Origin of the sequence: Brevundimonas mediterranea (assembly GCF_011064825.1) — a bacterium.
Lineage (GTDB): Bacteria > Pseudomonadota > Alphaproteobacteria > Caulobacterales > Caulobacteraceae > Brevundimonas > Brevundimonas mediterranea_A.
This window is the reverse complement of sequence record NZ_CP048751.1, coordinates 1278774-1305427: the sequence shown is the minus strand read 5'-3', so window position 1 is coordinate 1305427 and position 26654 is coordinate 1278774. Positions and strand designations below refer to the sequence as shown.

General features: G+C 68.8%; 23 protein-coding genes. 11 read left to right on the top strand and 12 right to left on the bottom strand.

Features of this window, described 5'->3' with window-relative positions; all coding sequences use genetic code 11:
- Positions 1-77 precede the first annotated feature (77 nt).
- Genes GYM46_RS06440 through GYM46_RS06430 form a run of 3 tightly spaced genes read left to right on the top strand, consistent with a single transcriptional unit; the run spans position 78 to position 2054 of the window.
- A complete protein-coding gene (locus GYM46_RS06440) occupies positions 78-743 on the top strand; it encodes a response regulator (protein ID WP_008259015.1) in 666 nt (221 codons plus the stop codon).
- Positions 744-803: 60 nt separating this feature from the next.
- Entirely contained in the window at positions 804-1244 is a 441-nt protein-coding gene (locus GYM46_RS06435; RefSeq protein ID WP_008264352.1) for an RrF2 family transcriptional regulator, read from the top strand.
- A 33-nt stretch (positions 1245-1277) separates the two neighbouring features.
- On the top strand, positions 1278-2054 hold the full coding sequence (locus tag GYM46_RS06430; RefSeq protein WP_008260663.1) for a sulfite exporter TauE/SafE family protein: 777 nt from the start codon (positions 1278-1280) through the stop codon (positions 2052-2054).
- Positions 2055-2111: 57 nt separating this feature from the next.
- Here the strand turns inward: GYM46_RS06430 and GYM46_RS06425 are convergent, their stop codons facing one another.
- The 6 genes from GYM46_RS06425 to GYM46_RS06400 all read right to left on the bottom strand — a co-directional run bounded on the left by GYM46_RS06425 (position 2112) and on the right by GYM46_RS06400 (position 9314).
- On the bottom strand, positions 2112-2642 hold the full coding sequence (locus GYM46_RS06425; protein WP_008263699.1) for a hypothetical protein: 531 nt from the start codon (positions 2640-2642) through the stop codon (positions 2112-2114).
- Positions 2642-3076 carry a PEGA domain-containing protein gene (locus tag GYM46_RS06420; RefSeq protein ID WP_035311190.1) on the bottom strand — a complete coding sequence of 145 codons (435 nt, stop codon included), beginning with the start codon at positions 3074-3076 and terminating at the stop codon, positions 2642-2644. Before GYM46_RS06420 ends, GYM46_RS06425 begins: the two co-directional genes overlap by 1 nt.
- Positions 3077-3247: 171 nt before the next feature.
- A complete protein-coding gene (ispG, locus tag GYM46_RS06415) occupies positions 3248-4387 on the bottom strand; it encodes a flavodoxin-dependent (E)-4-hydroxy-3-methylbut-2-enyl-diphosphate synthase (RefSeq protein ID WP_008263463.1) in 1140 nt (379 codons plus the stop codon).
- Positions 4388-4433: 46 nt separating this feature from the next.
- Entirely contained in the window at positions 4434-5519 is a 1086-nt protein-coding gene (locus GYM46_RS06410) for a helix-turn-helix domain-containing protein (RefSeq protein WP_008259738.1), read from the bottom strand.
- Positions 5520-5703: 184 nt separating this feature from the next.
- Positions 5704-7962: a phosphoenolpyruvate--protein phosphotransferase gene (gene ptsP / locus GYM46_RS06405; protein ID WP_369732953.1), complete on the bottom strand. Its 2259-nt coding sequence runs from the start codon at positions 7960-7962 to the stop codon at positions 5704-5706.
- 62 nt (positions 7963-8024) lie between these two features.
- The gene (locus GYM46_RS06400) at positions 8025-9314 is read right to left on the bottom strand and encodes an aspartate kinase (RefSeq protein WP_008258777.1); all 1290 of its coding nucleotides are present in this window, start codon (positions 9312-9314) and stop codon (positions 8025-8027) included.
- Between the two features lie 56 nt (positions 9315-9370).
- Here GYM46_RS06400 and ubiG point away from each other — a divergent pair, with 56 nt between their 5' ends.
- Positions 9371-10189: a bifunctional 2-polyprenyl-6-hydroxyphenol methylase/3-demethylubiquinol 3-O-methyltransferase UbiG gene (gene ubiG / locus GYM46_RS06395; protein WP_008262621.1), complete on the top strand. Its 819-nt coding sequence runs from the start codon at positions 9371-9373 to the stop codon at positions 10187-10189.
- A gap of 177 nt (positions 10190-10366) precedes the next feature.
- Here the strand turns inward: ubiG and GYM46_RS06390 are convergent, their stop codons facing one another.
- Positions 10367-12433, bottom strand: a complete 2067-nt coding sequence (locus tag GYM46_RS06390) for an OPT family oligopeptide transporter (RefSeq protein ID WP_164952625.1) — start codon at positions 12431-12433, stop codon at positions 10367-10369.
- A 77-nt stretch (positions 12434-12510) separates the two neighbouring features.
- On the bottom strand, positions 12511-13293 hold the full coding sequence (locus GYM46_RS06385) for a phosphatase PAP2 family protein (RefSeq protein WP_154726061.1): 783 nt from the start codon (positions 13291-13293) through the stop codon (positions 12511-12513).
- 139 nt (positions 13294-13432) lie between these two features.
- On the opposite strand from GYM46_RS06385, the gene mutM reads away from it, so the two are divergent.
- From mutM to GYM46_RS06360, 5 genes are all read left to right on the top strand, one after another.
- Entirely contained in the window at positions 13433-14296 is an 864-nt protein-coding gene (gene mutM / locus GYM46_RS06380) for a bifunctional DNA-formamidopyrimidine glycosylase/DNA-(apurinic or apyrimidinic site) lyase (RefSeq protein ID WP_164952624.1), read from the top strand.
- A gap of 19 nt (positions 14297-14315) precedes the next feature.
- A complete protein-coding gene (locus GYM46_RS06375) occupies positions 14316-14759 on the top strand; it encodes a hypothetical protein (RefSeq protein ID WP_008260728.1) in 444 nt (147 codons plus the stop codon).
- Between the two features lie 47 nt (positions 14760-14806).
- Complete coding sequence (locus GYM46_RS06370; protein ID WP_008262106.1) at positions 14807-15592, top strand: enoyl-CoA hydratase; 786 nt, start codon at positions 14807-14809, stop codon at positions 15590-15592.
- A 53-nt stretch (positions 15593-15645) separates the two neighbouring features.
- Entirely contained in the window at positions 15646-16548 is a 903-nt protein-coding gene (locus GYM46_RS06365; protein WP_040349184.1) for an alpha/beta fold hydrolase, read from the top strand.
- Between the two features lie 71 nt (positions 16549-16619).
- The gene (locus GYM46_RS06360; RefSeq protein WP_008260177.1) at positions 16620-17927 is read left to right on the top strand and encodes a hypothetical protein; all 1308 of its coding nucleotides are present in this window, start codon (positions 16620-16622) and stop codon (positions 17925-17927) included.
- Here GYM46_RS06360 and recQ read toward each other — a convergent pair.
- Positions 17885-19783, bottom strand: a complete 1899-nt coding sequence (gene recQ / locus GYM46_RS06355) for a DNA helicase RecQ (RefSeq protein WP_008264201.1) — start codon at positions 19781-19783, stop codon at positions 17885-17887. The genes GYM46_RS06360 and recQ overlap by 43 nt on opposite strands.
- 84 nt (positions 19784-19867) lie before the next feature.
- Positions 19868-20845: a complex I NDUFA9 subunit family protein gene (locus GYM46_RS06350; protein WP_008262623.1), complete on the bottom strand. Its 978-nt coding sequence runs from the start codon at positions 20843-20845 to the stop codon at positions 19868-19870.
- A 115-nt stretch (positions 20846-20960) separates the two neighbouring features.
- On the opposite strand from GYM46_RS06350, the gene GYM46_RS06345 reads away from it, so the two are divergent.
- Entirely contained in the window at positions 20961-21392 is a 432-nt protein-coding gene (locus GYM46_RS06345) for a DUF488 domain-containing protein (RefSeq protein WP_008262054.1), read from the top strand.
- 179 nt (positions 21393-21571) lie between these two features.
- Here the strand turns inward: GYM46_RS06345 and GYM46_RS06340 are convergent, their stop codons facing one another.
- Together GYM46_RS06340 and GYM46_RS06335 are read right to left on the bottom strand one after the other, a co-directional pair.
- Complete coding sequence (locus GYM46_RS06340; protein ID WP_008258690.1) at positions 21572-23527, bottom strand: M1 family metallopeptidase; 1956 nt, start codon at positions 23525-23527, stop codon at positions 21572-21574.
- Positions 23528-23611: 84 nt separating this feature from the next.
- Positions 23612-24871 carry a multidrug effflux MFS transporter gene (locus GYM46_RS06335; RefSeq protein WP_008259575.1) on the bottom strand — a complete coding sequence of 420 codons (1260 nt, stop codon included), beginning with the start codon at positions 24869-24871 and terminating at the stop codon, positions 23612-23614.
- 128 nt (positions 24872-24999) lie between these two features.
- Between GYM46_RS06335 and GYM46_RS06330 the strand changes: the two genes are divergently transcribed.
- On the top strand, positions 25000-26445 hold the full coding sequence (locus tag GYM46_RS06330) for an AMP nucleosidase (protein ID WP_035308775.1): 1446 nt from the start codon (positions 25000-25002) through the stop codon (positions 26443-26445).
- The last annotated feature ends 209 nt before the right edge of the window (positions 26446-26654 follow it).

The window sequence follows — 26654 nt, the reverse complement described above, 5'->3', positions numbered from 1 at the left end:
AACGATGGCGTCAGAGGCGCTTACGCCGAGGGTTCCAAACGACTAGCTGACGGCCGATCAGCCGTGAGGAGGACGTCATGTTCGATCGCCCGCCGCCGTCGAAGCCTGTCGCCCAGGCCGCCGACGCGACTCCGGACGGCGCCGACAGCGTGGAACGGCTGTGCCGCCTGTATGACGCGCGTCTCACCGCGGCGGGCGGCCGTCTGTCGCCGGACGATGCGCGCGACCTGAAGACCATGGCGGGCCTCTATGGCCTGGATAGCGACCGGCCGGCGGTCGAGGTCTGGCGCGATCTGCGTCGGGTCATCGTGGCCCAGACATCCGGTTCCGCTGAAGGGGCCGCGCCCCGGCCGGCCGAGATCGCCGTCGTGGGGGGCGATCTGGAGCCCCTGACCCTGCTGGTGGTCGAGGATGACGCCGAGGTGGCCGCCGACCTGACGGAGCTGTTGACCGAGGCCGGGCACAGGGTGGTGGGCCCGTTCCACAGCGCGGCGGCGGCCGAGGCTGCGGCGGCCCTTCACGCCATCGACGGCGCCCTGCTGGACATCAATCTGTCCGGCGCCACGACCGGGGGCGAATTGGCCGAGGTTCTGACGCGGCGCTGGGACATTCGGGTGATTTTCATTTCCGGCGACGCTGAGGCCGCCGCCCGCTACGCCCCCCTGGCCGAGGCCCTGGTGCTGAAACCCTATACCGGTCCGCAGATCCTGGCGGCGGCGGCGCGGCTGGGCCGGCCGGGATGAGGTCGGGCCGGACGGCGAACGGCGTCTTGCGTCCGGCGCGCGGTCGCGCGATCACGGACCATGCTGTCGAACCGGTCCCGCTACGCCCTGCGCGCCATGATCCATCTGGCCGGCCTGCCGGGCGGCGGCCCCGCCACCATCGGCGAGATCGCCGAGGCCGCCACGGCCCCGCGCAAATTCCTAGAAGCCATACTTCTGGATCTGCGTCGTCAAAATCTGCTGGTGTCCAAGCGGGGGCGGACCGGAGGCTACGCCCTGGCGGCGCCGGCCGAGACCATCAGTTTCGCCGATGTGATCCGGGCGCTGGAAGGCCCCCTGGCCCTGGCGCCCTGCGCGTCGCGCACCGCCCACGGGCCTTGCGAGACCTGTCCGGACGTCGAGACCTGCCCGTTGCAGCCGGTCCTGCAGGATGGGCGCGACGCCGTCGCCGCGGTGTTCGAGGCGCGAAGCCTTCTGCAAGCCGCGTCGAATCCTTCTCCTATTGACCCAGTAGGAAAATAACACGCACCGTCGGGCGGATTTTCAGGGGCGGCCATGCAAGATTTCCTCGTCTTTCTCCTCGTCGGTTTCCTGGCCCAGTCCGTCGATGGGGCCCTGGGCATGGCTTACGGCGTCATCTCCTCGACGGTCCTGCTGTCGTTCGGCGTGCCCCCTGCGACAGCTTCGGCCAGCGTCCATGCCGCAGAGGTCTTCACCACGGCGGCGTCGGCCGGATCTCACACGGTCAACAAGAATGTAAACTGGAAACTGTTCGTGCCCCTGGCCATGGGCGGGGTGGTGGGCGGTTGCCTGGGAGCCTTCGTCCTGACCAGCATCGACGGCGACCTGGTCAAGCCCTGGATCACCGCCTACCTGGCGATCATGGGGGGCGTGATCATCTGGCGCGCGACCCGCCAGACTCGCGCGCGGATCTTCCCGGTCAGGTTCGCGGGGCCGCTGGGCGTCGTCGGCGGGTTCTTCGACGCCATCGGCGGCGGCGGCTGGGGGCCGACGGTCACGACGACCCTGGTGGGGTCGGGGGGCGATCCGCGCGCCGCGATCGGCACCACCAATACGGCGGAGTTCTTCGTCACCTCGGCCATTTCGGCGACCTTCCTGGCCGCCCTGCTGACCGGTCACTGGGCGGAGGCCAAAGGCGTCGCCACCCACGCCGCCTCCATCCTGGGCCTCATCCTGGGCGGTCTGATCGCCGCGCCCTTCGCCGGGGTGATCGCGCGGATCGCGCCCCGTCGGATCCTGACCTACGGCGTCGGGGCCGTTGTGTTGCTGTCCGCCGGCTATCAGGCCCTGCGGCTGTTCGGGGTGATCTGAGACGAAAGGCGACGGCGGGTCGCGGCCCGCCGTCGCCGTGGTCGTCCTTTGATCCGATCAGCGCGCGCGGGCGCGGAAGCGGGTCAGGAATTCCTTGATGTTTTCGCGGATCGAGGCTTCGTTGGCCATCCGAAGACGTTCCACGCCCATGAAGGCCTGACCCATGGTCGCTGTGCCGGTCGCCGCCACCGTTTCGTCGAAGACGGAACGGTCGGCTCGCATTACGGTATAGCGAACCTGGCTGGTCACAGACATGTCAAAGCCGGCCATCGGCTGTTTCAGGTCGATCAAGGATGCGGAGACCGTCATGGGCTGACCTTCGGTCCCCATATAGCCGGCGGCCGTCAACGAGCCTTCCAGCGCGGTCTTGAAGTCCGCATTCGAAACCTCGGAGGTCCACATCGGATTGGTGTTCTGGCCGCCGGAAACCGTGACTGTCGTCACCGACCGATAGCCGAGATCGCCGGGCGCCGCCGTGAGGCCCGATGTCGCCGGCAAGGTCATGAGCGCGGGGTTGGACGGGCTGGCGCAGGCCGCGACGCCCATCAGGGCGCCCAGAGCGGCGGCGGCGGCGAGACGACGGATCATTATTCGCCTCCGGCTGCGGCTGCGGCGGGCGGCGTCGCGACGGGGGCCTGGGCTGCGGCCGCTTCTTCGGCCGGGGTGCGCAGGGTCACGATCAGCGGATTGGGCTTCAGATCATTCATGGCGCCGGAGGTGGCGTCGATCGCCCCGCCGATGATGCCGCCGATCAGGATGTTGCCGGCCATGGCCGTGCCGCCCGCGCCGGAGACGCTGCTGGTGATGTCATGGGTCTGGGCGACGTAGCCGTCCTTGGACACGGTGATGCGGAAGGCGTCCTTGCGCGACATGCGGAAGGTGCAGGGCGTCGCCTGGCATTCGAAGCCGTTCGACGTGCTGACCTGGGCGCCGGGCGGGGTGCTCTGGACGGAGAATTGCTGACTGGAGCCACGCGTCACGGTGGCGCAGGCGGGCAGCGACATCGCCACGCCGGCAAGCATGAGCAAGCGCACGCCGAAACGTGCGGAATTTTTGGAAATCATAAGGCCCCTCAGTGGATTAAGGTTCAGCCTCCCCAGGCGAACCAACGGCAGAGGTTGCACTTCCGACACGATCGGTCAATCACTCAGGCGTGAATTTCATCAAACCTTGTGCAACCTCGAGGGGCGGGTCTATTCCGCCGCCTGAAGCTCCGCCGCCCGGGCCGCGTCCAGTTCGGCGGCCTTCTGCTCGACCAGGTCGACGATATGGTCGATCATGCCGTCGTTGGCCTGTTTGTGGGCGATCTTGCCGTTCAGATAGATCATGCCCGCCCCCTTGCCGCCGCCGGTGAAGCCGATGTCGGTATAGAGGGCCTCGCCCGGGCCGTTCACGACGCAGCCGATCACCGACAGGCTCATCGGCGTCGAGATATGGGCCAGTTTCTCTTCCAGCAGGGTCACGGTCTCGATGACGTTGAAGCCCTGACGCGCGCACGACGGACAGGCGATGATGTTGACGCCCCGATGGCGCAGGCCCAGCGACTTCAGGATGTCGAAGCCGACCTTGATCTCCTCGACCGGATCGGCGGCCAGCGACACGCGGATGGTGTCGCCGATGCCGGCCCACAGCATCGAGCCCATGCCGATGGCCGATTTGATCGTGCCGGTGCGCAGCGGCCCCGCCTCGGTCACGCCCAGGTGCAGAGGGCAGTCGATGGCATCGGCCAACTGCTGATAGGCGGCGACGGTCAGGAAGGGGTCGGACGCCTTCACCGAGATCTTGAACTCGTGGAAGTCGTGGTCCTGCAGGATGCGGGCGTGGTTCAGGGCGCTCTCGACCATGGCGTCGGGGCAGGGCTCGCCGTACTTCTCCAGCAGCTCCTTTTCCAGCGAGCCGGCGTTGACGCCGATCCGCATCGAACAGCCGTGGTCCTTGGCGGCCTGGATCACGTCGCGGACGCGGTCGGGACTGCCGATATTGCCCGGATTGATCCGCAGGCAGGCGGCGCCCGCCTGGGCCGCCTCGATGCCGCGCTTGTAGTGGAAATGAATGTCGGCGACCAAGGGGACCTTGGCCTCGCGGGCGATGGTCTTGAAGGCCTCGGTCGATTCCACGTCGGGGCAGGAGACGCGGACGATGTCGGCGCCGGCCTCTTCCAGCTGACGGATCTGGTCGATCGTCGCCGCCGCGTCGGACGTCGGCGTATTGGTCATCGACTGCACGCTGATCGGGGCGTCGCCGCCCACGAGGACGGAGCCCACGCGGATCTGGCGGCTCTTGCGGCGCTCGATATGGCGCCAGGGTCGGACGTGGGTGTGGTCGCTCATCACGGGCTCATATAGGCCGAAGACGGCGTCAGGGCCACGGGGGCGACGATCAGTTTGTCGCCGCGACGGGGGGAGGGGCGGGTTGAGCGGCTTGTTGGGCCGCCCGCACGGCCTGAGCCTGCGCCACGCGGCGGGCCTGGTCCTCCGCCACCTGGCGGGCGGCCTGTTCTGCGCGGCTGTTCAACTGGGCCAGGGGCGTCAGGACAGCCGGCAGGATGCCGCCGTGTTCGCCGTTCAGATAGACGTCAAAGGCCGCCGGATCCGATACATCGATGGTGGCGCTGACGCCCATCGGCGCGCGCCAGGCCTCGCCGGCGGCCATCTGGCGGGCGAACAGGGCCTGACCGTCCCCCAGCCGAACGACCAGGGCGCCGGCCTTCTTGGCCTGGATCACCACCTGGGAGGCGGTGGCGGGGGCGCCATAGACGGCGCCGCGTGGGTTGAAGGCCTTTTGCACGGGGGCGTTGTTGGCCGCCGCCGTCGCCGCCAGCACCGCAGGATCATTGGGATCGATCCCGGTCAGCTGGGCCTCCAGGCCGGGCGTGATGTAGAGGGCCGGCGTGGTCTGGTCCAGCGGTGCGGCGCGGGGCGCGCTGAGGTCGATCAGACCGTTCTGACCGGGCACGTCTCCCAGGGTCCAGCTCTCGGGCACGGCGGCGATGTCGGAGGCGCGGGGCGCCTTCATCAGATTGATGCGCTGGAAGACATTCCATCCGACGATGGCGAGGGCGGCCACGGCGACGACCGCGATGATGCGCGGCGAATAGCGTTTCACATCCTCAAAGGCGATGCCGATGGGCGCTTTCAACGGAGCCGAGGTGTCGGGGCTGTCGCGCTTGAACCGTTCGACGGCCAATTGCTCGTCGAGGCCCAGGGCGGCCGCATAGCCACGCACATAGCCGATGGCGAAAACCCGAGAGGGCAGGGAGGACCAGTCGTTCTGCTCCAGAGCGGTCAGGAACCGCGAATGGACCTTGGTTTCGGCGGACAGATCCGCCAGGGACTTGCCGGACGACTCGCGCGCCCGGCGCAGGCCGTCGCCCAGAGTCACGGACTCTGCGATGGAGGGCGCAATGTCCTTCCAATCAGGATGAGCCTTGAACTCGTCGGGGGCTTGCCCCGCATCCAGCGCCATGACGCCTGACCCCACACTCGGAACGGCTTGAAGCCGCTCCGTACTCGAAACGGACCCGTCCGGTAGCATGTCTTCGTGACTGGACTCGCCTCCCCCCGGAGGCAGTCCTGATGCGTCCTGTGGATAAACCATAATGCCCGCCCCATCAACGGCGATTCCCAAAACGGAACGCGCGCGAAGACTCTCAGACGGCGATGTTCAACTTCCGCGCCAGGGATTCGATCTCGTTGCGCACCGAGCCGGTCGAGAGATTCAGCAGATTGTTCAGGCCCCGGCGCGCCGCCGTCAGGTCCGCGGACAGGATCATCCGCTTGACCGGGCCGACGCCGCCGGCCGGGGCCGACAGGCGGGTGAAGCCCAGGGTGATCAGGGCGAAGGCCTCCAGCGGCCGGCCCGCCAGTTCGCCGCAGATCGAGACCGGGGTGCCGGTGTCGGCGCAGGCCTTCTGGATCGTCTGCAGGGCGCGCAGGGTCGGGGGCGACAGGGGATCGTAGCGGTCCGAGACCAGGGGATTGGTCCGGTCGGCGGCGTACATGTACTGGAACAGGTCGTTGGTCCCGATCGAGACGAAGTCGGTCAGGGGCAGAAGCGCGTCGAGGTGCCACAGCAGCGACGGGCATTCGACCATGGCCCCGACGCGCAGCAGGGCGGGCAGGGCGCGGCCGCGCCGCTTGGCCCAGGCGCATTCGACGTCGACCAGTTCGCGCGCGGCGCGGAACTCGTCCACCGTGGCGATCATCGGGAACATGACGCGCAGCTCGCGACCCGCCGCCGCCGTCAGCAGGGCCCGAAGTTGCATCCGTAACAAAGACGGCCGGTCCAGGCCCAGGCGGATGGCGCGCCGGCCCAGGGCGGGGTTCTCCTCCCGCTCGGCCTCCAGATAGGGCAGGACCTTGTCGCCGCCGATGTCCAGGGTGCGGAAGGTGACGGGCCGGTCGCCGGCGGCGTCCAGCACCAGCTTGTACAGGGCCGTCTGGGCGTTCAGCCGGGGCAGCTCGTCCGAGACCATGAACTGGAATTCGGTGCGGAACAGGCCGATGCCCTCCGCCCCCGTCTCGTTCAGATTCTCCAGGTCCACCGCCAGGCCGGCGTTGGTCAGCAGGGTGATGCGCTGGCCGTCCAGGGTCACGGCGGGGGTGTCGCGCAATTGGGCGAACTGGGCCTGGCGCTGGTCGCGCACGGCCATACGCGACTGGACCGCCTCAATCATATCGGGGCGGGGCCGCAGATAGGCCTCGCCGGTCTCGCCATCGGCGATGACGACGTCGCCTTCCGACAGCCGGTCGCGCAGGCCCATCAGGCGGCCGACGCACGGGATCTGCAGCGCGCGGGCGACGATGGCGGCGTGGCTGGCGGCCGAGCCTTCTTCCAGCAACAGGCCCTTCAGCTTGTCGCGCGGATATTCCAGCAGGTCCGCCGGACCCAGGTTGCGCGCCACGAGAATGGCGTCGTCCGGCAGTTCGCGCTCACCCGGCTTGTCGCCCGCCAACACCCGCAGCAGCCGGTTGGCCAGGTCCTCGAAATCGTGCAGCCGTTCGCGGATATAGGGGTCGCGCGCCTGGGCGAAGCGGGCGCGGTGCTCGTTCCGGACCCGGTCCACCGCCGCCTCGGCGGTCAGGCCGTTGCGCACGGCCTCTTCCAGCGACCGGTTCCAGCCCCGGTCGTCGGCGAACATCCGATAGGTCTCCAGCACCTCGAACGAGGGTCCGGCCAGGCCCTGGCCCTTGTCCAGCATGGCGTCCAGGCCGGTTTTCAGCGAGGCCAGGGCCAGCTTCAGCCGGGCCTCCTCCATCGCCGGGTCTTCGGACAGCAGTTTCTCGGGCGGCAGGGGCGCTTCGTGCAGGACGACCCGGCCGACCGCCAGGCCGTCGCCGAACTTCTGGCCCTTCAGCCGTTCGGGCCGGTGGGGCGCCAGTTCGACGTCGCGCAGTTCGTCCTGTTCCAGCAGTTCGCCGGAGGACACCGTCTCGGACAGGACCATGGCGATGGTCTGGATGTCCTCGACCTCCTCCTCGTCATAGCGCCGCTCGGTGCGGTTCTGGACGACCAGGACGCCGATGGCCCGGCCGCCACGCAGCAGGGGGGCGCCGAGGAAGGCGTGATAGGGGTCTTCGCCCGTTTCCGGCCGGTAGGAGAAGGACGGATGCGACGGCGCGTCCGACAGGCTGATCGGCTGGGCCATCCGGGCCACCTCGCCGACCAGACCCTCGCCGGGACGCAGGCGGGTGTTGTGGACGGCGTCGGGGTTCAGGCCCTCGGTGGCGAACAGCTCCAGCTCGCCCGAGGCGCGGCGCAGATAGATGGAGCAGACCTCGGCGACCATGGACCGGGCGATGATCCGCACCACCATGTTCAGGCGGTCCTGCGCCGGGGTCGCGCCCGCGCCGGCCCCGCCCAGAGCCTCGCGGATCTGGCGCAGGAGGATCCGAGGTCCTCTGGTCATCGCGCCGCCTGCCGGCATCATGGCTCCCGCGCTCCGGCGCCGAGGCGCCTGTTCAAATCATCCTATATCGCGTCCAGCCCGTAAGCCGAATGCAATGCGCGCACGGCCAGTTCGGCGTACGCCGCGTCGATCAGGACGCTGATCTTGATTTCTGAGGTCGAGATGGCCTGGAACTTGACGCCCTTGTCGGCCAGGGCCTTGAACATGGTCTGGGCCACACCGGCGTGGCTGCGCATGCCGACCCCGACGACGGACACCTTGGCGACATCCTCGTCGACGCGGATTTCCTCGATGCCGATCTCGGACTGGGCGGCCTTCATCAGGTCGGCGGCGCGGACGGCGTCGCGACGGCCGGTCGTGAAGGTCAGGTTGACCGCCCCGGCGGTGCGCGACTGGCTCTGGACGATCATGTCCACATTGACGTTGGCCTCGGCCAGGCGGGTGAAGACGTCGGCGGGGGCGTCCACGCGGTCGGACAGGCCCAGCAGGGTGATGCGGGCCTCGTCACGGCTCATGGTCACACCGGACACGATGCGCTTTTCCAAGATCTCCTCCTCGTCGCAGATCAGGGTTCCGCCCTTGTCGGGCATTTGGCCGGACGCGTCCGGTTCGATGAAGCTGGACAGGACGCGCACTGGCACCTGTTTGGCCATGGCGAGTTCGACCGAGCGGGTCTGGAGCACCTTGGCCCCCAATGAGGCCATTTCCAGCATCTCCTCATAGGAGACCTTGGCCAGGCGCCGGGCGCGGCTCTCGATGCGCGGGTCGGTCGTATAGACCCCGTCCACGTCGGTATAGATGTCGCAGGGGCAGGACAGGGCCGCCGCAACGGCCACGGCCGAGGTGTCGGAACCGCCCCGGCCCAGGGTGGTGATCTTGCCGTCGGGGGTGACGCCCTGGAAGCCGGGGACGATGGCGATCTCGCCCGCGTCGAGGGCGGCGCCCAGTTTCTCGCCGGGGATGTCGATGATGCGGGCGCGGGCGTGGGCGTCGTCGGTGATGATCGGCACCTGCCAGCCCATCCACGACCGGGCGTTCAGCCCCATGTTGCGCAGGGTCAGGGCCAGAAGTCCGGCCGTCACCTGTTCGCCCGAGGCGACCACCACGTCATATTCGTCGTCGCTGAGCGGCAGGCCCGCCGCGGCCGGGCCGGCGCCGTCGGTCCAGGCGACCAGCTCGTTGGTCTTGCCGGCCATGGCGGAGACGACGACGGCGACCTTCTTGCCGGACGCGGCCTCGGCGGCGACGATTCGCGCCGCGCGCCGAATCCGTTCGAGGTCGCCCATCGAGGTGCCGCCGAACTTCATCACCAGTCGCGTGGTGTCGGATCGTGAAGAATCGGGCCGCGTCATCGTGGCGTTTCGCCCCCTGCTTGCGTGAAAGGGCGCGAAGGTTCATCCCTCGCGCCATGACCGCTTCTAGCGACGCCGCACCGTCTCGCCTACCCCGCGAAGGGCATGGTTTTCCGCAAAATTCGTCCGAGGGCGCATTTGGCGCATCGATCGACCCGGCCGACGTCGCCCGGTTTTCGGCCCAGGCGGCCGAGTGGTGGGATGCGCACGGGCCGTTCGCGCCGTTGCACCGGTTCAATCCGGCCCGGCTGGCCCTGATCCGCGAACAGCTGTGCGCCCGGCTGGGCCGCGATCCCAAGGCGCGTCGCCCCTTCGAGGGGCTGACGCTTCTGGACGTCGGCTGCGGCGGCGGGCTGATCGCCGAGCCGATGCGTCGGATGGGTTTTTCCGTCACCGCCATCGACGCCTCGTCCGAGAATATCGGCACGGCCCGCGCCCACGCCGGGATGGTCGGGTTGGACATCGCCTATCGCGCCGCCACGGTCGAACAGATCGAGGCCGAGGGGGCGGGGCCGTTCGACGTGGTCCTGACCATGGAGGTGATCGAACATGTCGCCGATCCGGAAGCCTTCGTGCGCGCCTGTTCGCGCCTGGTGCGGCCGGGCGGGGTGATGATGGTCGCCACCCTGAACCGCACGCTGAAGTCGCTGGCCCTGGGCAAGGTGGCGGCGGAATACATCCTGCGCTGGGTGCCGGCCGGGACGCACGACTGGCGCCAGTTCCTGAAGCCCGACGAGATACGGACGATGCTGGCGCAGGAGGCTGTGACGGTCGAGGGACCTTACGGCCTGAACTACGACCCGCTGACCGACCGCTGGAGCCAGAGCGACGACGCGGGCATCAACTATATGATGGTGGCGACGCGGACGGCCTAGCGGTTCTCCCTCCCCCTGCGGGGGAGGGGCGTCGCGCAGCGACGGGGTGGGGGCGGCCAGGCACGGACGCACCGATCTGAATCAGGTCAGGTCTGTGATGTGTCGCCCGGCCCTTCCCACCCGGCTCCGGCTACGCCTCCGCCCCCCTCCCCCGCAGGGGGAGGGAGAATGTCAGAGTCACACCGCCTGGGCGCGGCTGCGGGTCCAGGCGTAGAGGCCGAACACCGCGACGGCGAAACCGATGATCCCCGCCAGCATGGCCGGCCAGGTCGAACCGTCCGGCAACATGGCGAAGGGGGCGTCGTCGCGGGTGGCCACGATCACCCCGGCGGTGAAGACGCCGAACAGGCTCTCGCCCACGATCAGGCCCGAGGCCAGCAGCACCCCCATGCGGCGCGCCACGTCGGCGTAACGGGTGCTGGACACGGCCTTGTCGTAGATCCAGCCGCAGACGGCGCCGATGACCAGCATGGTCGTGACGGCGGCGGGCAGATAGAAGCCGATGCCGACGGCGAGCGGCGGCAGTTTGACCCTGCCCTTGGTAGCCCTGGACACGACGGCGTCCAGCACGATGATGATCACGCCGATCACCGCGCCCAGGCCGATCAGGTCCCAGCGCAGGTCGCCGCCGATGACGCCGCGCGCCAGGGCCGAGATCAACGTCGCCTGGGGCGCCGCCAGGGTCTTGGCGCCCTCGACAATGGCGGGCGGGCCGCCCTCGAAGCCGAAGGCCTGGTTCAGCAGGTTGAGGATCAGGGGAATGACGATGGCGCCGGCGCCGACGCCGACGATCAGGGCGACCTGCTGGCGCCAGGGCGTGGCCTCGACCAGCTGGCCGGTCTTCAGGTCCTGAAGATTGTCGTTGGCGATGACGGCGACGGCGAAGACCACGGCGGTCACGATCAGGGCGAAGGCGATGATGGACGGATCGGCCGGCACGCCGGCGATCGTCATGACGCCCAGCATCAGCAGCGAGGCGATCACGACCGCCAGGATGCCGACGCCCGAGACCGGGCTGTTCGACGAGCCGATCAGGCCGGCCATATAGCCGCAGATGGCGGCGACGGCGAAACCGATCAGGACGACATAGACCAGGCCGCCGATGACCAGCAGCGGGGTCGATCCCGCCAGGGCCGGGGCGCTCTGGGCGAACCAGGCCAGCAGGCCGGCGATGCCGACCAGGCAGGCGACCGAAATCGCGCCGACCAGCTTGATGGGCAGGTCCTGTTCGGTCCGTTCCAGCACCTCGCCGTGGGCGCGTTTGGCGTTGGCGGCCAGGGCCGAGGTCAGGCCGCCGACCAGGGGGCCGGCCAGTTTGATCAGGGTCCAGATGGCGGCGACGCCGATGACGCCGGCGCCCATGAAGCGGACTTCACGGCTCCAGACGGTCGCCGCCAGCTCCTCGGCCGGCGCGCCGGCGGGCAGGGTGGCGGCGATGGAGGGGATCCCATGCGCCGTCAGCCAGGCCACGGTGTCGGGGCTGGTCAGGATCGGCACGGCGATGGCCCAGGCCAGGATCAGACCGAACAGCTGGGCCAGACCCACCGTCAGGCCGATCAGATGGCCGGCGCCCAGAAGCGCGAACTGCATGCCGAAACCCATGCCGGTGGCCCCGCCGCCCAGGGCGGCCGGCAGCTTGAAGAATTTCGCCGCCTCGCCGGCGAAGACGCGACCCGCGACCAGCAGGGCGTAGCCGGCCGAGACGACAGCGCCGGCGACGACGATCCACAGACCGGATTTGTTCTCGCGCACCGCGCTCTCGGTCTGTTCGGCCCCGCGCGAGCCGACCTTCAGCACCTCGGCGGCGGCGACGCCTTCGGGGTAGGGCAGGCCGCCGTTGGTCACCAGGGCGCGGCGCAGCGGGATGGAGAAGGTCACCCCCAGCACGCCGCCCAGGATACAGATGGCCACCGACTGCCAGAAGGGAAACTCCAGCCACCAGCCGATCATCACCAGGCCGGGCAGGACGAAGATGATCGAACTCATGGCCCCGCCGACCGAGGCCACGGTCTGGACGGTCATGTTCTCCCAGATGGTCGAGGTGCGGAAGGCGCGCAGCACCGCCATCGATATGACCGCCGCCGGAATGGCAGAGGCGAAGGTCAGGCCGACCAGCAGGCCCAGATAGGTGTTGGCGGCGGTGAAGATCACCGCCAGCAGGCAGCCCAGCACAAGGGCGCGAAGGGTCAGTTCAAGCCGGCCCTTTTGGGCAGGGCTTTGGGGCGCAGCGGCGGCGTCAGTCATCGAGATCGGTTCCCACGTTCGACGCGGACGTAAGCCCATAACGCCGCCTGCGGCAACCGGTCACGCCCAGACAACGCTCAGGCGGGGAGGGGCTGAAGCCCTCGGAACCGCCGCCGCGCCCGACGAACCAGGCCGGGCGAGGCCACCGTCACCCGATAGACCCCCGTCATGACCAGGGCGGTCAGGGCCCAGGACAGCAGGATGTCCGACAGGAAATGCCCCCCGAAGGCCAGCCGGTTCATCGACAGGGCGAAGGCGTAGACGACGGCGAGGGGCAGGACGACCGGCCGCCATTTCGCCGGCGTCACTACCAGCAGGACCCCGACCATCCAGGCCGCGCTGGAGCCCTCGCCCGAGACGAAGGAGCAGTTGGACTGGCAGGCGTCGCTGACCATCCAGACGGGGGTGAAGGCCGCGTCGCCGCCGAACTGGTCGATCTGAACCGGACGGGCGCGGCCCCACAGCCCCTTCAGCACCAGATTGACCACCAGGCCCGGCCCGACCGCGAGGGCGGCCAGGACGAAGACCGCGCGGCGCGCGGCGGCGCCGAGGGGCCGGCGACGCAGGGCGCGCCACGCCAGTCGGCCGATCACGCCCAGAAGCATAAGGGCCAGAACGAGGGAGGAGCTTTTGCGCAACGCCTTCAGCAGGGGATTGTCGGCCAGGAAGAAGCCGGCTTCGGGCCGGTAGAACAGACGGCTGACCGCAATATCGACGCCGGGAAAGGCCAGGAAATAGACGCTGACCGCCAAAACGGCCGCCGCCGCCAGGATCGCGGCGTCGTCGCGCGTCAGACCGACCGAACGAATCAGGTTCGAGACGCGGACGCCGGGCCGGCGGATGATGATCGATTGAGACACGTTCCCCCCGGAGTGCGCCTAAAACGGATGACAGACCAGGGTGTCGGCTGAACGTCGGTTCGAACAAGGTTTTCTGAAGATCGCAGCGGGGGCGGACGATCCGCTTGGCCCGCGATCACCGAGGGGCTAGGACCGACCCATGCCAGAACTCCCCGAGGTCGAAACCGTCCGACGCGGCCTGACGCCCGTACTGGCGGGCGCGCGCCTGTCCCGGGTCAGGATCAACCGGCCCGATCTGCGTTTTCCCTTTCCCGACCGGTTCGTCGAGCGGCTGGAGGGGGCGACGGTCCAACGGATCGACCGACGGGCCAAATATCTGTTGATGCCTTTGTCTAGCGGCGAGACCTGGATCACCCATCTGGGCATGACCGGCCGGTTCACCCTGGACGGAACCCAACTGGGCGAGTTCGAGGAGGCTGCGCCCACCGCCGGCAAGCACGAGCATTTCAGCGGCTGCGCCGTCCGTGACGGCGCCTCGACCCGGATCGGCTACGCCGACGCCCGCCGGTTCGGCTTCATGGGTCTGATCCCGACCGACCAGGTCGAGGTCCACCCGTGGTTCGCCGGCCTGGGGCCCGAACCCCTGGGCAATGGTTTTTCCGGCGCGCACCTAGTCGAGGCCTTCGTCGGCAAGACACAGAACATCAAGGTCTCGCTGCTGGACCAGCGGATCGTCGCCGGACTGGGCAACATCTATGTCTGCGAGGCGCTTTACCGCGCCCGCATCTCGCCCCTGGTCGCGGCCGGATCGGTCTCGAAGGCGCGGCTGGAGCGGCTGGCCGCCGTCGTCCGCGACGTGCTGAACGACGCCATCGCCGCCGGTGGATCGACCCTGAAGGATTTCGCCAACGCCGAGGGCGGCCAGGGCTATTTCCAGCACCGGTTCGACGTCTATGGCCGCGAGGGTCAAGCCTGTCAGGGCGAAGGCTGCTCCGGCGTCGTGGCGCGCATCGTCCAGGGTGGTCGCTCGACCTTCTACTGCCCGTCCTGCCAGAAGACGTAATCCCGAGGAGGTCCGCCCCATGCGCAAAATCCATCTGTGGATCAGTCTGGTGGTCGGCGTCCTGGTCTGGGGCGCCTATTTCCTTCATTTCGCTCAAGGTCTGCGCTCCGGCGATCTCGGGGGACTGATCTGGTGGTTTCTCGCCGCCCTGATCGTCGCCGTCGTCGCAGAAGGGGCCGCCACCGGGCTGATCGCCCGTCTGCTTAGACGGCGCACCCGTGCGCTGGACGACGGGCCGACGCTTCAGGCGGCGCTGAAGGCGGGGCATGTCGCCCTGATGCTGCTGGTCGGCTTGATCCTGCTCTCGGCCCTGGTCCTGGCGCTTTCATCCGTCTTCGGCTGGACGCTGGATCTGTCGGGCGCGCGCGGCCAGGTGATCGCCGCCAATCTGCTGCTCGGCATGGCGGTCGTCGCCGAACTGGTGCGCGCCGGCCTGACGCTGGCCTTGACGCCGCGCCGGTAGCAAGCCCGCCTTCGTCCCTGTATGACCGCGCTCAAAGGAGACCGCCCATGGCCGACGCCTATTCCACCCTGCTGATCGAACGCTGCGCCGACGGCTACGCCGTCGTGACCCTGAACCGGCCGGAGGCGCTGAACGCTCTGAACTCGACCCTGTTCGGCGAACTGGCCGCCTTCCTCGATGTGGTCGAGACCGACGACAGCGTGCGCTGCCTGATCCTGACCGGCTCGGCCAAGGCCTTCGCCGCCGGCGCCGACATCAAGGAGATGGCGGACCAGTCCTACGCCGACATGTTCAAGGGCAATTTCTTCGCCCTGGGCCATGACCGGATCATGCGGTTCCGCAAGCCGATCATCGCGGCCGTGTCGGGCTACGCCCTGGGCGGCGGCTGCGAACTGGCGATGTTGTGCGATTTCATCATCGCGTCCGAGACGGCGAAGTTCGGCCAGCCCGAGATCAATCTGGGCGTCGCGCCCGGCATCGGCGGCTCGCAGCGGCTGACCCGTCTGGTCGGCAAGTCCAAGGCCATGGACATGATCCTGACCGCCCGCATGATGGACGCCGCCGAGGCCGAGCGCGCCGGCCTGGTCAGCCGCGTCGTCGCCCCCGACGCCCTGCTGGACGAGGCCCGCGTCGCCGCGGCCAAGATCGCGGCCCAGAGCCCGCTGGCGGTGATGATGAACAAGGAACTGGTCAATGTCGCCCTTGAGACGACCCTGACCGAGGGCGTGCGGTTCGAGCGCCGCCTGTTCCACTCTCTCTTCGCCTTCGAGGACCAGAAGGAGGGCATGTCCGCCTTCGTCGACAAGCGCAAGCCGGACTTCAAGGGGCGATGACTAACGGTCGCGGCCGTCAACCGATCGCCGTGATCGTGCGTTAGGTGCGGGTCATGCGCCGTCTTCTTGCTCCGCTTTTCGCGATCCTGCTTTTCGTCCTGCCCGGCGTCTCCGCCGCCCGGACAACAGTATCGGCGTCTCTGGCCCCCGCCTTCCGTTCCGACAGGATCATCGTCGAGACGCGCGGCGCGGGGCCGGATATCGTCTTCATTCCGGGCCTGGGCTCGACCGGGGCGGCGTGGCGGTCGACGGCGGACAAGCTGGAGGGCCGGTATCGGGTCCATCTGGTCACCATCCGGGGCTTCGGCCAGACGGACATCGGCGCCAACGCCGGCGGCGCCTTGGCCGCGCCCGCCGCCCTGGAGATCGAACGCTACATCCGCGAACAGCGGCTTTCGCGCCCTGCCTTGATCGGACATTCGCTGGGCGGCCAGATCGCGCTGCGGGTCGCGGCGGACATGCGGGACCGGATCGGCCGGGTGATGGTGGTCGATTCCGCCCCCTTCTTTCCGGCCCTGGTCGATTCCCGCGTCACCGCCCGCGAGGTCGAGCCCCTGGCGCGGCTGGGCTATCAGGCCCTGATGCTGTTCGGGGACCAGGCGCTGAAGGGCCAGGTTTCGGCCCTGGGCGGCGACCTCGGCCTGGCGGGCGACATGGTGTTCGACGGCCTGGGTCTGCAGGGCGGGGACCGGCGGGTGCTGGCCCAGGGCCTGTACGAAGCCCTGACGGTCGATCTGCGCCAACGGCTGCGCGACGTCACCGCTCCGGTCACGGTGGTCTATGGCTGGACGCGGGACACGAACAACCCGCGCAACCGGCTGGAGGGCCTGTACCGCTACGGCTTCTCCACCCTGCGCCGGCCCGCACAATTCGTCCGCATCGAGGGCGCCGACCACCAGGTCATGATCGACCAGCCCGCACGCTTTCAGGCGGCGGTGGAACGGTTCATGGGCTGACGTCTCTCTGACAATCTGGACGGGTCGTGGCGATCTTGGCATGATGACGCATCATTCGGGGGAATGTCGTCATGATCCGCAAATTCTTCGGCCTGGCCATGGTTGCGGCCGCCTTGTCCGCCTGCGCCACGACGGTCGATCCGCTGGTCGCCAACGCCCCGTTGAAGCTGGCCTTCACCGAACCCGTGCCCTCGCTGGAGACGCGGGCCGCGACAGGTGATCGCCAGGCGCAATACGCCCTGTCCTTCCTCAAGAAGCACGGCCTGCGCGGCGTGGCCAAGGATCCGGTCGCAGTCGAAACCCTCAGAGCGACGGCCGGTGCGCCCCACACCCGCACCATGCCCATCTATCAACCGGGCATAAACGGCAATCCCGGCACGCTGATCAATGTGCAGATCACGGATCCAGGCGTCAGCGACGCGGACGCGGCCCGCATGGACCTGTGCGGCTTGACCCTGCTGACCGCCATGCCTGGCCTGGGCGGTCAGCTGTGCGGCTCCCCCGCCGCCTATGCCGATCTCGTGCCGTCGGCGATTCTGGCGCGACAGGACCTGATGCTGAACCTGACGGCGGTCGATCCGGCCAGCGTCTCCGACTGCGGCGCGACAGGACCCTTGTGGACATCGGCGGGTATGCGGTTCGAGGCTGGCGCCCTGGATGAGGCGGCCGCGGCGGCGGATCGGATCATCGCCCTGTGTGGCGAGGGCGAGCCGTCGTGGCATGCGCGGGTCATGCGGGCGGTTCTGGCGACCCATGCGGGCGAGGCCGACAAGGCGACGGTCCTTCTGGCCCCGGTCCCTCGACCCGCGCCGGCGCCCATCGGCGCCTACGCCAGTTTCGCGATGATGGACGCGCAGGCCCGGCTGGAGGATTGGACGGCCTATGCCGCCGAGCGTGACCGGTTGATCTCCGCGTCCGTTCAGGCCCTGTCGGCTGAGCCGGGGACGAAGGCCCTGGGTCGGTTCGAGGCGGCGGGGGCGAGCGTCGATCTGTTCGAGCGAGAAAGCGTGATCCGTCCCGGCCTGACGGGGCTGATCGTCGGCGTCGTGCATGCGTCGGATCCCAAGGCCTCGCCTCGCGCCTTCTGGCTGACGACCTCGCCCGATATGATGGGCGGGACGGTCCCCAGCTATTTCCTGGACGAGTATCGGTGCGACGGCCGCTCGGCCTTCAAATATTTCGACCCCGGTTCGAAACAGCCGTCCGTCGAGGAGATCAAGGCCCTGATCGGCGAGGTGCTGCGGGGCGAGCTGACGGCGACCTCAGGTCTGTCGTTCAACGGACCGCCGTCTGCCTGCGCCTTCCCGGTGCAGGTCGCGCCGGGACTGGGCGATGATCAGTCGAGACCGCCCAGCGTCTCCAGCACCCCCTTGCCGTAGCGGTCCAGCTTCGACTGGCCGACGCCGGGCAGGGCGGCGAGGGCGGCGAGGTCGCCGGGCTCGGCGTGGGCGATTTCCAGCAGGGTCTTGTCCTGGAAGATGACATAGGGCGGGACGTGCTGTTCCGAGGCGCGGTCGCGGCGCCAGGCCCGCAGGGCCTCGAACCGGGCGCGGACGTCGGCGTCCATGGTCTCCAGCGCGGCGTTGCGGCCCTCGCCGGTGCGGTCGCGGCGATTGCGCGGATTGCCCGAGCGCGTGCCGGCGTCGTAGCCGGCGGGCACGCGGCGCACCTCGATCTTGCGTTCGGCCTTGTAGACGGCGCGTACCGCCTCGCCGTCGCCCAGACCGACCAGGGGCTTGCCGTCGTTCGGATCCTCGACCAGCAGGCCCTCGAACAACAGGTGATCGACGATGTCGCGCCAGCCGTTGGGCGAGATGTCGGCGCCTATGCCCCAGGTGGACAGCTGCTGCTCCCACGGCTGGACCGCCTTGGTCCGGCCGGTCAGGTGGTCGACGATCCGGCCCCGGCCGAACCGGCCGCCCAGCCGCTGGACCGCCGCCAGGGCCTTTTGCGCAGGGACGGTGGCGTCATAGAGAAGCGGCGGGTCGCCGCAGATGTCGCAGACGCCGCACGGGTCCGCGTCGGTCTCGCCGAAATAGCGGCGCACGGCCTGGGCGCGGCAGACGGCGCCGTCCAGCATGGCGAACAGCTGGCGGGCCTTGCGCACCTGGACCTGTTTGACCTCCTCGGCCATGGGGCGGCTGTCCAGCCGGCGCAGGGTCCAGGCGATGTCGGACGGGCCGTACAGGGTGATGCCCTCGGCCGGTTCGCCGTCGCGGCCGCCCCGGCCGATCTCCTGCCAATAGGCCTCGAGACTGCCCGGCGGATCGGCGTGGATGACGAAGCGGACGTCGGCCTTGTCCACCCCCATGCCGAAGGCGATGGTGGCCACCATGACGGCCCCGTCCTCGGCCAGGAAACGCTCCAGCCGGCGGTCCCGCTCCTTGTTGTCCATGCCCGCGTGATAGGCGATGGCGTTGGTCCCGGCGTCGCGCAGGGCCTGGGCCACGCGGTCGCAGCCGTCGCGGCTGCCGCAATAGACCACGCCCGGCTTGCCGCGCCGCTCACGCACCAGTTCGATGACCCGGGCGTCGGTCTTGGCGCGCGAGGCGCTCTCCTTGCGCTCGGCCGACAGCTGCAGGTTGGGGCGGGCGAAGCTGTCGACGAAGACCTTGGCCTGTTCCAGCCGCAGCGAGCGCAGGATGTCGTCGCGGGTGCGGGCGTCGGCGGTGGCGGTGACGGCGATGCGCGGGACGTTCGGGAACCGCTCGGCCAGCAGACCCAGGTTGCGATAATCGGGCCGGAAATCGTGCCCCCATTGCGAGACGCAGTGGGCTTCGTCGATGGCGATCAGGCTCAGTGGCAGTTCGGCCAGTCGATCCATCATGGCCCCGGCCGCCAGGCCTTCCGGCGAGACGTACAGCAGGTCCAGATCGCCGGACCGGGCGGCGGCCCAGATCGCCGACCGCTCGTCCAGAGACACCCCGGAATCCAGGCGGGCGGCGGCGACCCCCTGCTGCTTCAGGGCCTCGACCTGGTCGGTCATCAGGGCGATCAGGGGCGAGACCACCAGCCCGAGGCCGGGGCGCAGGATGGCCGGGATCTGATAGCAGACGCTCTTGCCGCCGCCGGTCGGCAGCACGGCCAGGGCGTCGCGCCCGGCCAGGATCTCGGCCACCACCTGGCTTTGCAGGCCCCGGAAGTCGCCATGGCCCCAGACGCGCGACAGCAGGGACCGGGCGTCGTCCAGCGTCGGGTCCTGGGCGGGGCGGAACTGGGTTTGCGTGGCGGGCATCCGAAGGTTGTGCACTATTTGTTCCGCCGTGCGAAGATCGCCCGGCCGTTTTCACGGCCGGGCGTCAGGCCGGCGAAGGGGGCGTCAGTGGGCGGGCGAGACGGCGAACTGGCCGCCGTCGCGATAGCGCCACAGATAGGAGGGGGCGATGGAGCCCATGCTGGTCGGATGAACCATGCCCAGGTCGGTCAGGCCGGCGGCGTCCGGCGAGACGATGTTGTCGGACTGAAGCATGACGACCTGATCGCGGGTCAGGGGCGGGGTCAGGCCCAGAAGGGCGACGGTCTGGAACACCGAACCCATCAGGCGGGCGACGGGGAAGGGGATGGGCAGAAGCGGCCGATTGCGGCCGGTCTCGCGGCACACCAGCTCCAGCACTTCGCGGAAGCTGAAGACGTCCGGTCCGCCCAGTTCGAAGGTGCGGCCGGCTGCGTCGCCGCGGATCACGGCGCGGGCGACGGCCTCGGCCACGTCGCCGACATAGACCGGCTGGAACTGCGTCTTGCCGCCGCCGATCAGCGGCAGGGCGGGGGCCATGGTCGCCATGGCGGCGAACCGGTTCAGGAAGCTGTCGCTGGCGCCGAACACCAGCGACGGACGCAGGATGACGGCGTCGGGATAGACGGCGCGGATCTCGTTTTCGGCCTCGCCCTTGGTGCGGGCATAGGCGGAGCGGCTGTTCGCATCTGCGCCGATGGCCGAGATCTGGACGACGCGCTCCACCCCGGCGGCCTTGGACGCCTGGGCGATATTCCTGGCGGCCTCGACATGGGCGCTCTTGAAGCCGCGCTTGCCGCCGCCGTCGTGCAGGACGCCGACCAGATTGACCACGGCGTGCGAGCCGCGCACCGCCGCCGCCACATCCTCGGCATTGGTCACGTCGCAGCGCATGAACTGGATCTGGCCCGGATCGCCCAGGGGCTGGACCTCGATGGCCAGAACCGGGTTGCGTACCGCCACGCGGATGCGCCAGCCGCGACGGGCCAGGGCGCGCACCGCCTGCGATCCGATGAAGCCGGATCCTCCGAAGAGGGTCACGACGCCGGGGGCGAGGTCAGCCATGGGGAAAGCTCCAGTCGAAATCCGTGTCGGCGGGATAAACGATAGGGCGCCGCACCGCAACGCGGCGTTGGACTGTCAAGCTGGCGATCGTGGCCGCCGCCCCTATCTGCGACCCATGAAAGTCTTCACAATCGGCTACGAGGGCGCGACCCAGGCCCAGGTGATCGACCGGCTGAAGGCGGCCGGGGTCGATCTTCTGGTCGATGTCCGCGCCGTCGCCGCCTCGCGCCGCGCCGGGTTTTCCAAGACGATTCTGGGCGAGAGCCTGAAGGCCGAGGGGATCGACTATCTCCACCTGCGCGTCCTGGGCACGCCCAAGGCGGGTCGGGATGCGGCCCGCAAGGGTCATGTCGCCGAAATGCGCGCCATCTTCGCCGACCATCTGGCCGAGCCTCAGGCCCAGATGGAATATGAGCGGCTGAAGGCGCTGGCGGGCGAGAAGCGCGTGGCCCTGCTGTGCTTCGAGGCCGACCACGCCGGGTGCCACCGCGCCGTCCTGGCGGAGCGGTTGTCGGATGAAGCGGGCGCGAGCGTGATCAACCTTTAGGGGCGGGGGGCGAGGCCCACCTTCCCCCGCTTGCGGAGGAAGTGTCAGGTCGTGGCGCGAAGCGACACGCCTGACGATGGGGGGAGTTTTTCTTCTGAAATCAGACTCCCCTCTCCGACCCTGGTTCGCTTCGCGAACGCCGGGCCACCTCTCCCGCAAGCGGAAGAGGGTCTTTTGCGTTACGGCCGGCCGACCAGTTGATCGACCGAACCGCTGGTCACGGGATGGTACAGCGGCCGGGCCTCGGCGTAGATGCGGCGGGCGATGGGGCGGCCCCAGTCGCCCTCGTTCCACAGGGTCTGGAACAGGGGCAGGACGAACTTGCGCCGGCCCTGGCTGGTCAGGAATTTCTCCGCCGTGGCGACCGCAGGCTGATAGCGGTGGGCCAGGGCGATCTGCAGCCAGGCGAAGGTCAGTTCACTGTTGCCCTCGTTCGCCAGGTTCAGAGTGCGCTCCAGATCCGCCAGCTGGGCGGCGGTCAGCCAGTCGGCGCCGGCGGCCAGGCCCTCTGGGCGCCAGCCGAGGAAACGCTGGCGCTGCTGGGTGTTCCACTCCGCCCACGGGATGGCCGAAGCCGGTCCCTTGTCCCAGAAGAAGGCGATCGCCGCCGCGTCGACCGGGGCGAAGGCGTTGGACACGGGCGCCACGGCGTTGGACGGCAGGCCGGGCTGATAAACCCAGGCGTCCAGCTGCAGTTCGGCCTCCAGCGCGGCTTCGCCCTTAACCAGATGGGTGCGGATGTCGTCCAGGAACATGGCCGTGGTCATCGGCCGATAGGCGTTGCGGTCGAAATAGCCGCGCAGCCAGGCGTCGAACCGCTCCCGGCCCGCGATCCGCTCGATGGTGCGCAGGAAGGCCGAGCCCTTGTCATAGGCGATGGTGTTCATGCCGTCGTCGGGATCGCGGCCGGTCAGGTCCAGGTGCAGGCGCGTGTCAGCGGCGGGCAGGGTCTTCAGTTCGTCCTGAAGGCCGTCCCAGCTCAGCACCTGTTCCTGAACCGCGCGGTCACGGCCGTAGATCGACTCCATGATCCGGTTTTCGAAATAGGTGGTGAAGCCCTCGTTCAGCCAGAAGTCGTTCCAGGTGGCGTTGGTCACCAGATTGCCCGACCAGGAGTGGGCCAGTTCGTGCGCCACCAGCGAGACCAGCGACTGGTCGCCCGCGATGATGGTCGGGGTGGCGAAGGTCAGTTTGGGGTTCTCCATCCCGCCGAAGGGGAAGGACGGCGGCAGGACCAGCAGGTCGTAGCGGCCCCAGCGATAGGGACCGTAGAGCTTCTCGGCCGCGTCAACCATTTCGGCGGTGGGCTCCAGCTCGGCGGCGGCCGCGCGCAGGCGGCTGGGCTCGGTCCAGACGCCGGTCCGTTCGTCGAACGGCGCGAAGGCGATGTCGCCGACGCCGATGGCGATCAGATAGGGCGGGATCGGATTGTTCATCCGGAAGCGCCAGGTCTTCATCCCATTCGCCGCCGCTTCGCCCTTGGGCGTCAGCTGGTCGGCGCTCATGACCACGGTCAGGTCGGCCGGGGCGGTGATGCGGGCCGAATAGGTCTGGCGGATGCCGGGGCTGTCCTGGGTCGGAACCCAGGTGCGGGTCAGGATGGCCTGGCCCTGGCTGAACAGATAGGGCTTCTGACCGCCCGCCGTCTGGCTGGGCGACAGCCATTGCAGGGCCGCCGCGTCGGGACGGGTCGAATAGCGGATGGTGATCTTGCGCCGTTCATTGGGCGCGAAGGCCGGGAAATAGACCGTCAGGGGCTGGCCCTTGATGGCGTCATCGTCGCCGACGACATAGCGCAGCGGTTGCCCTGAGGCGTCGCGCACGTCCTGGATGTCCAGGTTGCGGATGTCCAGGATCACCTCATTGGCGCCGGGGACGGCCAGGATGTCCAGGGTCGCCGTTCCCGACAGGGTCCTGGCGTTGAAGTCGGCGGTCAGGTCCAGGGCCACGTCGACGACGCGGGCGATCTCGGGCCGGGCGTAGGTGTGGCTGTCGACCGCGTCGGGGCCGGGCGCGGGGGCGATGGCGGGCGGCGTCATCGACGCGGTTCCTCCGGTCGGGGTGGAACAGGCGCCGAGGCCGAGAACCGAAGCAAGGGCGAGGGCGGAGACGAGACCGAAGGCTTTGCGCTTCATCGAGGCTTTCCGGGGCTGACCAGAGGGGTTGGCCGGAGAACGCGCGGAAACGTCGAAAAGATCAAGCCTGCGGTCGGTAAAGCCTCAGTGCGCCGTCGCGCCGGGCGCGTGATGCGACCGGAACAGCCGGCCGCGCTCGGCGAACAGGACCCAGGCCAGGGCGATCAGGCCGAAGACGGTGAAGCCCAGCACCATGGGCACGGTGGTGCCGTTGAACTGTTGACCCACCGCAAAACCCAGCAGGGAGCCGAAGATGGTGGAGACGAAGCCCTGGATCGAGGCGGCGGTGCCGGCGATATGGCCCATGGTCTCCATGGCCATGGCGCCGAAGTTGCCGGCGATCAGGCCGAAGCAGAACATGGTCAGGGTCTGCAGCACGGCGAAGGTCCAGATCGATTCATGCCCGCTGATCGCCACGGCGGCGTGGACGGCCGAAATGGCGGTGAAGCCGATCAGGGCCGTGTGCGAGATCTTGCGCGATCCCAGCCGGACCACCAGCCGCGCATTGACGATCGAGGCCACGGCGATGCCGCCGGCGATCAGGGCGAAGACGGCCGGAAAGGCCGCCTCGGCGTCGAAGACGTCGGCGAAGATCTGCTGCGACGAGTTGATGAAGCCGAACAGCGCCCCGGTGATGGCCGTCATGGCCAGGGTGTAGCCGACGGCGGTGCGGTCGGTCAGGGCGGTCCTGTAGGCCGAGGTCAGGCGTTTCACCCGGATCGGCAGCCGATCCTCGGGCTTCAGCGTCTCGGGCAGACGAAGCGACGCCCAGACGATCAGGCCCACGCCGATCAGGCCCAGGCCCGCGAAGATCCAGCGCCACGGTCCGACCAGCATGATCAACTGCCCCAGCGACGGCGCCAGGATGGGCACGCCCAGGAAGACCAGGAAGCTGAAGGACATGACCCGGGCCATGGTGCGGCCCTCGTAACGGTCGCGCACGATGGAGACGGCCAGCACGCGGGTGCAGGCGCTGCCCAGGCCCTGGCCGATCCGCGCCAGGATCAGCATGTCGAAGGTGGGCGCGAGCGTCGCCAGCAGGCTGAACACCACATAGACGCCGACGCCGAACAGCAGGACGGGCTTACGCCCGAACCGGTCCGCCAGGGGGCCGTAGAACAGCTGGGCGCCGCCGAAGCCGAGCAGATAGGCGGTGACGACCCACTGGCGGCTGTTTTCATTGGCCACGCCCAGGTCTTCGCCGATGTGCGGCAGGGCCGGCAGCATGGAGTCGATGGCCAGGGCGTTCAGCGCCATCATCAGGGCGATCAGGCAGACGAACTCGACGAAGCCGGGCTCCTTCCTGGCGGGCTGGGCGGGCGGCGAGGCAGGTGCGGCGGACATGCCCGGCAGATGCCCGGCAATCGCCCGAACCGCAACCGCGCAGGCGTCATAAATTGCTGCAATGCAGCGAAATCGAGATTGAAGCCGCAACGCCTCGCCATTGTCACGAAGCTTCGCTAGAGGAAGTCATGACAGAACAGATGACAGCACAGGCGGCGCTGGACCGCCTCGAAACCCTCTACACCCAATCCGTGACCAACCTGCGCGACGCCGTGCGGGATTTCGTCGAGACCGGCGCGCGGCCCGATCCGCTGAAACGCGCCGAAGGGGTGTTCGCCTATCCCGAACTTCGCATCCGCTGGGACGGGGATCGTCCCCAGGACCTGGAGCCGCGCGCCTACGCCCGGCTGTCGAAACAGGGAACCTACGCCACCACGATCACGCGTCCGGACCTGTTCCGCCCCTATCTGACCGAACAGCTGGGCCTGCTGGAACAGGAGTACGCCGCGACCTTCGAGGTCGGGATCTCGAAGCAGGAAATCCCCTTCCCCTATGTGACCGACGGACTGGAGGTGGCGCTGGACCGGTCGATGACGGCGGCCCTGGCGCGCTGGTTCCCGACCACGGACCTGGCCCATATCGGCGACGAGATCGCCGACGGCCTGTTCGACATGGGCGGCGACTTTCCCCTGTCGCATTTCGACGGGTTGAGGACCGACTTCTCGCTGGCGCGGCTGCGGCACTACACCGGCACGGCGGTGGACGACGTCCAGTCCTATGTCCTGTTCACCAACTATAATCGCTACGTCGACGAGTTCGTGCGCTGGGCCATCGAGCAGCTTCAGACGCCGGGCACGCCGTACGAGACCCTGTCCTGCGCCGGCGGGGTGGTGATCACGCGCGACACGCCCAATCCCGAGGCCTCGATCAGCGACACGGCCTGGAAGAAGCACCAGATGCCGGCCTATCACCTGACCGCGCCGGGCCATAAGGGTGTGACCCTGGTAAATATCGGCGTCGGACCGTCCAACGCCAAGACCATCACCGACCACCTCGCCGTCACCCGCCCGCATGTCTGGCTGATGATCGGGCATTGCGGCGGCCTGCGCGCCAGCCAGACCATTGGCGACTATGTCCTGGCCCACGCCTATCTGCGCGACGACCATGTGCTGGACGCGGTCCTGCCGCCGGACATTCCGATCCCCTCGATCGCCGAGGTCCAGCGCGCCCTGTACGATGCGACCAAGTCGGTCAGCGGCATGCCCGGCGACGAGGTCAAGCTGCGCCTGCGCACCGGCACAGTGGTCACCACCGACGACCGGAACTGGGAGCTGCGCTATTCGAAGTCGGCGCTGCGCTTCAACCAGAGCCGGGCCGTCGCCATCGACATGGAAAGCGCCACCATCGCCGCCCAGGGCTACCGGTTCCGCGTCCCCTACGGCACCCTGTTGTGCGTCTCGGACAAGCCGTTGCACGGCGAGATCAAACTGCCGGGCCAGGCCAACCGCTTCTACGAAGGCTCGATCTCGGAACACCTGCAGATCGGCATCCAGGCGGTGGACCTGATGCGGAACGAGGGTTCGCGCCTGCACTCCCGCAAACTCCGCGCCTTCGACGAGCCGCCGTTCCGTTAAGGGCGTCGTACGAAAGATAAGGGCGTCGCACGAAAGACCCTCTCCCGCTTGCGGGAGAGGTGTCGCGTTGATCGCGCAGCGATCCAGCGACGGAGAGGGAAGTCCAACTCAGACGCAAGACTTCCCCCATCGTCAGGCGTGTCGCTTCGCGCCACGGCCTGACACTTCCCCCGCAAGCGGGGGAAGATCTTTTCGTCGCTGGCGTCGAA